Annotated in this window: 10 protein-coding genes and 4 pseudogenes; 5 read left to right on the forward strand and 9 right to left on the reverse strand. The window is 59.9% G+C overall.

Annotated elements, in window-relative coordinates:
- Positions 1-231: pseudogene (locus ACLKMW_RS25830) on the forward strand (hypothetical protein); the annotation flags it as partial.
- A 189-nt stretch (positions 232-420) separates the two neighbouring features.
- A pseudogene (locus tag ACLKMW_RS25835) lies at positions 421-798 on the forward strand (ATP-binding protein); the annotation flags it as partial.
- Positions 799-1,467: 669 nt separating this feature from the next.
- On the opposite strand, the gene ACLKMW_RS25840 reads toward ACLKMW_RS25835, so the two are convergent.
- From ACLKMW_RS25840 to ACLKMW_RS25880, 9 genes and pseudogenes are all read right to left on the reverse strand, one after another.
- Positions 1,468-1,890, reverse strand: a complete 423-nt coding sequence (locus tag ACLKMW_RS25840; RefSeq protein WP_415727390.1) for a DUF3291 domain-containing protein — start codon at positions 1,888-1,890, stop codon at positions 1,468-1,470.
- Between the two features lie 288 nt (positions 1,891-2,178).
- Positions 2,179-2,910, reverse strand: a complete 732-nt coding sequence (locus tag ACLKMW_RS25845; RefSeq protein WP_415727391.1) for an MBL fold metallo-hydrolase — start codon at positions 2,908-2,910, stop codon at positions 2,179-2,181.
- 205 nt (positions 2,911-3,115) lie between these two features.
- Positions 3,116-3,247: a hypothetical protein gene (locus ACLKMW_RS25850; protein WP_415727392.1), complete on the reverse strand. Its 132-nt coding sequence runs from the start codon at positions 3,245-3,247 to the stop codon at positions 3,116-3,118.
- An 86-nt stretch (positions 3,248-3,333) separates the two neighbouring features.
- A pseudogene (locus ACLKMW_RS25855) lies at positions 3,334-3,543 on the reverse strand (methyltransferase); the annotation flags it as partial.
- Entirely contained in the window at positions 3,506-4,354 is an 849-nt protein-coding gene (locus tag ACLKMW_RS25860) for an IS3 family transposase (RefSeq protein WP_415727402.1), read from the reverse strand. The pseudogene ACLKMW_RS25855 and the gene ACLKMW_RS25860, both read right to left, overlap by 38 nt.
- Entirely contained in the window at positions 4,303-4,653 is a 351-nt protein-coding gene (locus ACLKMW_RS25865) for a transposase (protein WP_415727393.1), read from the reverse strand. The genes ACLKMW_RS25860 and ACLKMW_RS25865 overlap by 52 nt, the downstream gene beginning before the upstream one ends.
- Positions 4,654-4,686: 33 nt before the next feature.
- A complete protein-coding gene (locus ACLKMW_RS25870; protein WP_415727394.1) occupies positions 4,687-5,526 on the reverse strand; it encodes an ABC transporter permease in 840 nt (279 codons plus the stop codon).
- 95 nt (positions 5,527-5,621) lie between these two features.
- The gene (locus ACLKMW_RS25875; RefSeq protein WP_415727396.1) at positions 5,622-6,350 is read right to left on the reverse strand and encodes an ABC transporter ATP-binding protein; all 729 of its coding nucleotides are present in this window, start codon (positions 6,348-6,350) and stop codon (positions 5,622-5,624) included.
- Between the two features lie 10 nt (positions 6,351-6,360).
- Positions 6,361-7,299: an efflux RND transporter periplasmic adaptor subunit gene (locus tag ACLKMW_RS25880; RefSeq protein WP_415727397.1), complete on the reverse strand. Its 939-nt coding sequence runs from the start codon at positions 7,297-7,299 to the stop codon at positions 6,361-6,363.
- Between ACLKMW_RS25880 and ACLKMW_RS25885 the strand changes: the two are divergent.
- From ACLKMW_RS25885 to ACLKMW_RS25895, 3 genes and pseudogenes are all read left to right on the forward strand, one after another.
- Positions 7,205-8,089, forward strand: a pseudogene (locus ACLKMW_RS25885) (ArdC family protein). The gene ACLKMW_RS25880 and the pseudogene ACLKMW_RS25885 overlap by 95 nt on opposite strands.
- 232 nt (positions 8,090-8,321) lie before the next feature.
- Positions 8,322-8,630 (forward strand): type II toxin-antitoxin system RelB/DinJ family antitoxin, encoded by a 309-nt coding sequence (locus ACLKMW_RS25890; protein WP_415727399.1) that lies wholly within the window; start codon positions 8,322-8,324, stop codon positions 8,628-8,630.
- Entirely contained in the window at positions 8,627-8,920 is a 294-nt protein-coding gene (locus ACLKMW_RS25895; protein ID WP_415727400.1) for a type II toxin-antitoxin system RelE/ParE family toxin, read from the forward strand. The genes ACLKMW_RS25890 and ACLKMW_RS25895 overlap by 4 nt, the downstream gene beginning before the upstream one ends.
- Positions 8,921-9,587 lie beyond the last annotated feature (667 nt).

Below are 9,587 nucleotides of genomic sequence, written 5' to 3' on the forward strand. Positions count from 1 at the left end.
GTCTATGCCGTCACGGCCTATGTCCTCAACCTGAACGGGATCGTCCCGGACGACGCCATTCTCAACAAGGAATCGCTGCCGAAAGTCCAGATGCCCAATCGCGAGTCGTTCGAGCAGACCGATACCGTGACGTTGACGGAAACGGGGGCCTGCATGGAGGGCTGCGAGCCGTTCTCGGTCGAGATGAACGGCACCACGCCCTCAACGATCAACGAGGAGCAGGTTCAGTAACGGCGGCGGAGGAGATGGGCCGGCCCGATCGGATTAGCCGCCAAGAGATTATGGATTCGATCACCGTGTTCCTCGACATCATCAGGAGCGGGATCAACATCGTGACTCTCGCCGACAATCATCTTTATCCGACGGGAAAAGCTGAATTCACCGAGATGATTTACTCTGTGATGGTGCTGAGCCTCCGGTTTCTTCTCGACGGTCGAACTGGTCAACGCTCTGGAGCAGGAGAAGTCCCAAGGTCGCCCAGGTCAGATCGCCAATCGCCTGGCGCACTCCGATCTCGTCATCCTGGACGAGCTCGGCTATCTGCCGTTCAGTGCTTCAGGCGGCGCACTGCTCTTCCATCTGCTGAGCAAGCTCTACGAGCACACCAGCGTCATCATCACCACGAACCTGAGCTTCAGCGAATGGGCCAGCGTCTTCGGCGACGCCAAGATGACCACCGCGCTGCTCGATCGGCTCACCCATCATTGCCACATCCTCGAAACAGGAAACGACAGCTTTCGCTTCAAGAATAGCTCGGCGCATGAGCCCAAACGTCGAAGGAGAAACGGAGGAACTTGACCACCACGACCGACACGAACGATACCTCAAGGCGGGTCACTTCTCGGCGCAAATCCCGGGTCAGCTCTCAGCGCAAATCAACAGCCTGTTGGAAAAGCTGAAAGAACTCGTCGCTCAGTGTGAATCTCGGGTTTTTGATGGCTATTCTTCTGGCCCACGCCGTGAGGATGCTAACCGCCATGCAAAGCACAGCTCGAGCACTTCAAGAAGAGTGTAAAAACGCTTCCCCCGTCCGGCCGCTTGACATGCAGTAGGCGGCTGGCTTCAGCTGGCCGCCCTCACGCCGCTCCCTCGACTCCGCGTCTTCCTCCAGCATATGCACCGGCAGGAAAGCGATCGCTCCGACGTCAACCTCGCCGCTCCTCCGGTACATCCTGCCTGAGAAGCTCTACCAAGACCTGGGCAGTCTCGCGGAGCAGGGAGCGGAGTTCCTCCAGCCCCATTCGTTCTAAATGATCGGCGGCGTCCAGCAGTTTCACGACCAGCTCCACCCCGCATCGACGAACCTCTGGCATTTTTTCCTCCCTTGCATAAAGGGACGATAGCGAGGGTTTTCGTTCTCGTCCACGCATCCGCTCCAGGTCGGCAGACCCGGTGACAAATCACTTGAACGTCTAGCCCGCCGTCTCTCACGAGGCGGCAGGCTTCTGGAATTTCAGGTTGACGCCACTAACGTTTCCACCCGTATCCGCGTTGGGATGGCCCGTTCCGTTTCAATTCCTGAAGCCGCTCCCATGCTTCGATGAAGCTCGGCCTGGCCTCCTCTTCGACATCCCAAACGACGAGCTGCGGCCCCTCAACTTTCTCGAACCATTCCGATGTCCGCTTAAGGTACACTCCATGCAGCGAGTTGAAGGTGTAGTCGTGCAGGTCGGCCAGACTCCTCCACACGGAAACGGTTGCCGACATCCGACCATCGAATCCGCAAGCTGCAAGTTCTGCGGCTATGACCTCGTCTGGAATACGCCACAAAAAGCCTTTGTGCTCTTCGGCCAGCCGATATACTTCGCTTAGGCTGTCCAGAAATTCTTTCAGTCTCGGGTCATTCACCGGGTACTTCATAAGGCCCCAGCTCATCTGCGCTATGGTCATGATTAGTCCTCCCATTTCGGCGCCCCAACATATCGATCGGCCGTAAACCGGTTGGCCCAGAATGGTGAAAACCAAAGATTACTTTGTGAAATATTGTTAAGCGGAGCGGGATCGTCATCACTGCTCGAATGTACGTGATCCCGAAGGAACAAAAGCGACGCTCAGCGGCTTGATCGCACTCGGCTCTGGCAGGGCGGGTCTTTTTGCGTTGGACGGAGCCTAACTGGCTGACCCGGTTGGGCGCGTCCCATCAGCCGAACGATTTCATTCCGGCAAAGCTTCAGGCGGCTAACCGGCCTTCGCACGAAGTATGCGATCGATGAGCTCAAGCATCCGCACCTGTCCGAACGACTGATAATGTCCGGCGAACACTGTGTTGACCGGCAACCTCCGAAGCCGATTCAGGCTATCAGCAAATGTGATCGGATCGCTTACTGCGAAATCTCGCTCCACCACAGGATCATCGTAAAGTGTGTCGCAGGTGAACAGACTGCCAGTTGCAGCTTCCCAAAGCGCCATACTACCCACCGTCACTCCCGGGACGTGGAGCACTTCCAGGCGTCGATCTCCCAAATCAATGATGTCGCCGTCATCGAAACATACAGTCGGCGGGGCGCCTTGCATCCGATAGTTTGCCGCCTCAAACCCCTCATAGGGTAGTGCGGTCAGCATGGTCTCATCGACGTAGGTTGAAACGACAGAAGTTTCATCAGTAGGATGCGCGATCTGGTCTGCATCCAACCGATGACACCCTCGCTCGGCGAAATAGTGAAGTCCGCCCGCGTGGTCGTAGTAGCAGGCGCATGCCACCGCCAAGACTGGCTTGTTGCTAATGGCATCAATCACTACACGGGGCGACACGAAGCCGGTGCCGGCGTCGACGACAAGATCACGCTCTGAACCCCGAACGAGCCAAATATTTCCTGCGAGATAAGGGTCGATCCAAGTCTCGCGCAAACGCACGATATTATGATCACAGGCTTCGATGCCGTACCAGAATTCAGCGACCCGCTTTTGCACGAATGCTTCTCCTTGCTATGGTATTCCGCTGCCTCGCATTTGTTCAAACATATTTTACCGGCACCTCGGGGGCTATGGTGCCAAACGGCATCCGAGGTCACGGCCCGTCGTCTCTCCCCCCTCAGAGGCGGCGGGCTTTTTGTTTGCTGATGGGACCCCGACTTGGGGAAGAGCAGGTCTTAGATTCGAGCTATAGGAGCGGCGCTCAGAACAGCCAGAAATAGGTTGGCAGATAACCAAGTACCTGCAGATATTCGATACCTTCAATGGCCGGAAATATAGCCAGAAAATAGAGGGCATCGAAGAATGTACTCCGTAGCGCTCTGGTGGAGAACATGTGCTGATGCTCGTCCTGATAAATCCAGTTTTGGGCCAGAACCGCGGCGTTCTAGTCAAATACGCTTCGAACTTCGGACCAAATTTATCTCGAAGGAACGCCTCTTCCTTTCGGACAGTGATCGTGAAAACCGCATAGGTGCACACGCCAAGAACGGCGGCAACAATTATCGATCCGAACATGAGACCTATGCCGAATGCTCCAATCGTCGAGAATAGATACAGCGGATTGGAGTGCGCCCCTGAGGGTGGACAATGATCAGGCTGCTGTTTTGCCAGTCTGCCGGATGTGTTGATCCTCGAACTGCTGCGGGCTCAGATAGCCGAGCGCCGAATGGAGCCTGCGGTTATTGTAGACATCCTCAATGAAGCGGGGAAGGTGTTCAATGACGTCGTCGAAGGTTTCGAAAGCCATCGGGTAAACAGCTTCGACCTTCAGCGTCTTCATGAAGCTCTCGGCCTTGGCGTTGTCATAGGGATTGCCTCTGCGGCCCATCGAGCCGATCAGACCTTGATCGACAAGAAGTTGCCGGTAGATCTCGGCGGCATACTGCGAGCCGCGATCGGAATGGTGAATGCAGCCTGGCGGTGGTCTTCTCCGATCGATGGCAGTCCTCAAGGCGGCGACCGTCAGGCGCGCATCGATCGAGCGGCCGATAGCGTAGCCGACGATCAGGCGCGACCATGCATCGAGGAGGACGGCGACGTAGACGAAGCGGGTCGGCAGCGCGACATAGGTGATGTCGCTGACCCAGAGCTGGTTGGGACCGGTAGGGGCGATGTCCTTCGCCAGGTTGGGGAAGATTGGGCCATCGTGGTCGCTGTCGGTGGTGGCCACGAAGCGCCGCCTCATCTTGGGCTGCAGGTCATGCTCGCGCATCAGGCGCCGAATCTTTTTGTGGTTCACGACGAAGCCTTGCTGACGCAGCGCAGCGCCGACGCGGCGATAACCGTAGAACTCGAACTCGTCGCAGATCGCGAATATTGCCTCGACAATCGCGGTGTCGTCGACCGCCTTCTCCGGGCGGTCGTAGTAGGTCGAGCGCGCGATCCCCATCAGTCGGCATCCTTCAGCGATGGAGATGCCGCGGGGCCGGTGACGACGGATGTAGTCCCTCTTCTCGGCGGCGGTGCGCTTTTCAGAGCCCCCTTTAGAAACTCCAGTTCGAGAGCTTGCTTGCCGACGAGCCGCTCAAGGGCCGCGATCCGGGCCTCGTATTCCTGGATAAGGTCGGCGGCCTGCGCATCGTCATCGAAGGCACCTTCCTCATATTTGCGAACCCAGACACGGATCAGGTTTCGGGTGACGTCGTGCCGTTTCGCCAAACCGTGAAGCGTCTCGCCTGACAGATATTCCTGCGCGACCTGCCGCTTAAACTCGATGCTGTGAGTGCTATATCTTGCCATGGGTTCCCTTTTTCGAAAACCCGACAAGCCTGGTCAATTCCTCAAGCCTATCTGTCCACCCTCAGGGGCGCACTCCACGAGCCCGGCGAAGCTCACCGCTATCAGCACCGCGGAGAGGTCGATGACTATCGGCCACTGAGCCAGGATTCCGATCGTCGCAGCCACGGTGACCCCGACAAGCGCGCCAAGGAAGCCGCCCACCAGCGAGAGCGTCATCGCCTCTACAAGGAACTGGATCTGGAACAGTTCGCGGATGGCCGACATGACATCCTCCGCGGAAGCTCCTTCGGCAAACTTGACGGTGATGTTGTGCACGAAGGTAGGATTGGCGCGGCTCGTGCCCACAAACTGACGCCGCGCCGTCCTTAGGGGCACGAGGGCTATGTCGTCCTGGTTGTCGCCCAGACACTCTGCCCTTTTGCGCTCAAGCAGTCCGACCACCGTGAACGGCACGTCGCGGATGCGGATGCTGGCATCCAATGGATCGGACTCGCCGAACAGTTTCTCGCGCATCGTCGTGCCGAGAAGGACCACATTCGCGGCACGCTGATTGTCCTCGGGCGTCAACTCGCGTCCGGCAAAGACGCGCCACTCGCGGGCCACGAAATACTCAGGCGTGACGCCGCGAAGCACCCCTTGCCAGTTCGATGCGCCCACCATGAGTTGTTCGCGAGCATGCAGAAGCGGAGCGGCCACGACGACCCCCGGGATCTCCGATCCGACCGCTGCCGCGTCCTCCTCGCTGAGCCGCGGGGCTGCACCGCTTCCAAGGCTGACGCTGCCCATCCTGGCGCTGCCCGGCGTGACGGTTACGAGGTTTGACCCGAGGCGGCGTATCTGGGCCGCTATGAGTTCCCGGGCACCGATCCCCACGGCTATCGACGGCCGCGACGCCGATGATGATGCCCAGCATTGTCAGACCGCTGCGCAGGCGGTGCGCCCGCATCGACCGCAGTGCCGTTCTCGTGCTACCCGACATTGGAAATCAGCGACCGACGGGGCTTGATCAGTGACCGGGCGTTCGTGCATTCCGATGTCACCCGACCGTCCCGGAAGGTGACGATGCGGTCGGCATGGGCAGCCACTTCGTTCTCATGCGTGACCAGCACAATAGTCAGGCCCGCACTGTTGAGGCTGCGCAAGATCGCCATGATCTCCTGACCGGTCTGGCTGTCGAGAGCGCCGGTGGGTTCGTCGGCAAGCAGAAGCGAAGGGTCGGTGACCAGGGCGCGGGCAATCGCGACGCGCTGCTGCTGTCCTCCCGAGAGCTCGGCCGGGGTATGGTTCGCCCGGTCGGCCAACCCCATTTGTTCAAGCATCGCAAGGGCACGGCGACGCCGCTGGCGCGCCCAGGCACCGCGATAGACGAGGGGCAGTTCGACGTTCTCGAGCGCTGTTGCGCGCGGAAGCAGATTGAAAGCCTGAAAAACGAAACCGATCCTGCGATTGCGGATTGCCGCGAGCGCGTGCGGCCGCAAGCCACCCACATCGGTTCCGTCGAGGAGGTATGTACCTTCGGTGGGACTGTCGAGACAGCCAAGTATGTTCATGAAGGTCGACTTACCCGATCCAGAGGGTCCCGTCACAGCCATGAATTCCCCGCTCCGGACCCTTATGGTTACGCCGTCCAGAGCCCAGACCATCGCGCCGCCGACGCGATAGCCATGACGCAGCCCTACTGTACTGATGAAGGCCATTGCCACTCCCTCAACGGAGACGGAATCTGATGAGAAGCGACGAAGCGTCCGCGTCGTTGTTCGCTGTGGCGGCAGGCCCGGTGATGACCTGCTGGCCTTCGTGCAACTCGCCTGACAGCACCTCGGTGACCCGGCCGTCGGTGGTGCCGAGAGCGACGGCAACAGGCCTCGGCGCGCCGTCTTGCCCCGGCACAAACACTCGGCCGGGAACCCCGCGTCGTGGGTTGAGGCCGGAGACGCCCGCGGTGACCGAGGCCTCGTCCATCTTGTCGGGCCTAAAACGGAGTGCGGCGTTGGGAATGGTCAAGGCATTCCTGCGGGTAGCCACCACAACCTGGAGGTTGGCGGTCATGCCGGGCAGAAGCAATTCGTCCGGATTCTCGGCCGTAATGACGGCGACGTAGGTCACGACGTTCTGCACCAGCTGCGGGGCCTTGCGTATCTGCTTGACGCTGCCTTCGAAAACACGCTCGGGATAAGCGTCCACGGTGAAGGTGACGGGCTGTCCGACCGCGAAGCGGCTGATGTCCGCCTCGACCACCGACGCGTCAACCTGCATACGCGTCAGGTCCTGCGCGATCGTGAACAGCACCGGTGTCTGCAATCCCGCCGCAAGGGTTTGGCCACCGCTGACGGCGCGGCTGATCACTGTTCCGGTGACCGGAGCGCGGATGTAGGTGCGGTCCAGATCAATCTGGGTCTGGCGAAGCACGGCTTCCTTCTGCTTTACTTGAGCCAGGGTGTTAGCAAGCTGGGCGTCGGCCATGCCAGCCTGCGCCGCCCGTATCGCCGCTTCTTGCGACTCCTCCTCCGCGCGGGCGGCAACGGCCTGCGCTTCGGCAGACCTGTAGGCGGTGTGGTCGCGCTCCCACTGCATCGTCGCGGATCTGGAAAAGGGTGCGCGCCCGTGGGTGAAGCTCTGGAGGGCGGAAAATACGACGGGTCGCATCACGCGGCCGCTCCGCCACAACGGTCTGCCATATCAGGGCATCAATACGCTGCTTCTCTGGTCGGAGGCTTTGGCAAGAGGGTTCGTCTCGCCCACCTGGATGACTCAAGCAGAGCGTTGAACTGGGCGGTCGTGTTCGAAAGGGCGAGACCGGCTCCATGGTGGTTTACGCCAGCCGCTTCACCCGCACCGAAACCGATGCAAAGGGCGAGGAAGTCGAACGCGGCATTCCCTTTCTCAAGGGTTATACCGTGTTCTGCGCCGATCAGATCGATGACCTGCCGGCGCAGTATTACGGCAATCCCGCGCCGGTGCCCGATCCGGTCGAACGAGTCGAGCACGCGGATGCCTTCTTCACCAATACCGGCGCTGTCATCCGCCACGGCGGCGACAAGGCATTCTTCAATTCGGAGCTCGATATCGTGCAGATGCCGCCCTTCCAGAGCTTTCGCGACGCCCCGAATTATTATGCCACTTAGGGCACGAACTGACCCATTGGGCCGGCTCGGAAAAGCGGCTCGACCGCAACCTCTCCCGCTATCACAAGGATCGCTCGTTTCGCGCCCGCGAAGAGCTGGTTGCCGATCTCGGCGGTTGTTTTTTGGCGGCAGACCTCGGCATCGTTCCCGAACTCGAACCGAGACCTGATCACGCAAGTTACCTTGCAAGCTGGCTGACCATTCTCAAGAACGAGAAGCGCTTCATTTTCGCCGCGGCGGCGCATGCCCAGCGTGCGGTCAATTATCTGCATGACCTCCAGCCCTCCGGCGAAGTCGCCGAGGCCGCGTGATGTTCTCGCCAATCGAGAACGGGGAAGGCCGTTGCATCCCCGATCAGGCGTCACTTCCAACGAGTCGATCTGACGGCCGCCGACCATGGCCAGCCCAATCTCTGGCCAATCGAATGTGAGGGTATGTGCGGCGTCTGATGCCAGATTTGCCCCAACGATATAAATTGGACCATTCGCTCTGGAATCAGTCATTCAATTGCATTACATTGATCGCAAGAGGCAGGAGACATCCATGGCGACGAATGCACTCGTGCAGACACGCATTGACTCCAGTATCAGGGACCGCGCCGCTTCCGTGCTTGAAGGGATGGGGTTGACGGTTTCCGATGCAGTGCGGATCCTGCTGACGCGCACCGCCAACGAAGGCGCATTGCCGTTGGAGCTGGTCAGTAACAGCGAGGCTCACGATGCCTGGTTTCGTGCCAAGGTGATGCAGGCGCTCGAGGACACAAGGCCAGACTCCAGCGCTGAGGATGTTCAGGCGCATTTCGCCTCAAGACGTGAGGCCGCGTTGCGCAAGGCCGGCACAACGAAGTCATGAGGCTTACGTGGTCGGCGTTTGCGCTTGCTGATCGCGACGACATCTTCACACACATCGAAGCGGACAGTCCGCGTGCGGCGGTCGCCGTTGACGAGCATATTGCGCAGGCCGTGCTCCGTCTGGTCGAGTTTCCCGAAAGCGGTCGTCCTGGCCGAGTGCCCGGCACGCGCGAACTGGTCATTCCCCGAACGCCCTATGTTGCGGCTTATGCTCTGGCCTCGGATCGCATTCGCATCCTGCGTGTGCTTCATGGCGCGCAGATGTGGCCCGAAGACTTTGCATCCGACTAGCCGCTGCAACGCAACCGCCTGCACAGCGCCATGCTATGGTGCCGATCGAGGCTGAAGCGGGGGCCTGGCGTGCGCTCGCCGACGCCATTCCCCCGCATCGTCACCATAGACGGAGTTTGGGTTCAACGCTCGGGCCAGCCTGAGGAGTGACAGTCGGCGATTATCTGCCAACCTGCTTTGGCGTCTCCGTTCCGGTGCCGGTGAGGGTGCGATGTGGCATGATTCGGCCTGGTAGGTTTTGCTCAAGCCACACACTGCCTGTCGTCGGGATGGTTTTCAATCGAACCGATCGCTTGTCAGGTGGCTATGACGCCGGCGATGAAACGCCGGTCTTCATTCCGTTTCCCAAAAGCCACGTCCATCTGCGACCTCGATGTGACTGGTCTGACCGAAGGCCGATCCCGCTATCGCGGGCTCTCGATCTTGTCCCGGCAACGGCCTTCGCGACTTTCTTCCCCTGACGGCTGCGCCGTCATTCCTCGCGGATCAAGAAAGTCTCTCCCGCCGCCTTTCACTTCGTTCCAGCCCTAAGGACCACCCCATTGCGCAGGCGCAACGGGGACCCCGGTGGGTGCCAGTCGATCGCCTCCGGTCCACCGAATCAAGGTCGCGATGGGCGCGGCCCGAGCAACAAAGGAATGAGACACATGGCTACCATCGGCACCTT

The sequence above is a fragment of the Borborobacter xinjiangensis genome (assembly GCF_047739745.1).
Classification (GTDB): Bacteria; Pseudomonadota; Alphaproteobacteria; order Rhizobiales; family Rhizobiaceae; genus Pseudaminobacter.

Coding starts and splice junctions, on each gene's coding strand:
- ACLKMW_RS25840 (WP_415727390.1), bottom strand. CDS start 1,890: ATGACCATAGCGCAGATGAGCTGGGGCCTTATGAAGTACCCGGTGAAT.
- ACLKMW_RS25850 (WP_415727392.1), bottom strand. CDS start 3,247: ATGTTCTCCACCAGAGCGCTACGGAGTACATTCTTCGATGCCCTCTAT.
- ACLKMW_RS25865 (WP_415727393.1), bottom strand. CDS start 4,653: ATGGCAAGATATAGCACTCACAGCATCGAGTTTAAGCGGCAGGTCGCG.
- ACLKMW_RS25875 (WP_415727396.1), bottom strand. CDS start 6,350: ATGGCCTTCATCAGTACAGTAGGGCTGCGTCATGGCTATCGCGTCGGC.
- ACLKMW_RS25880 (WP_415727397.1), bottom strand. CDS start 7,299: ATGCGACCCGTCGTATTTTCCGCCCTCCAGAGCTTCACCCACGGGCGC.
- ACLKMW_RS25890 (WP_415727399.1), top strand. CDS start 8,322: ATGGCGACGAATGCACTCGTGCAGACACGCATTGACTCCAGTATCAGG.
- ACLKMW_RS25895 (WP_415727400.1), top strand. CDS start 8,627: ATGAGGCTTACGTGGTCGGCGTTTGCGCTTGCTGATCGCGACGACATC.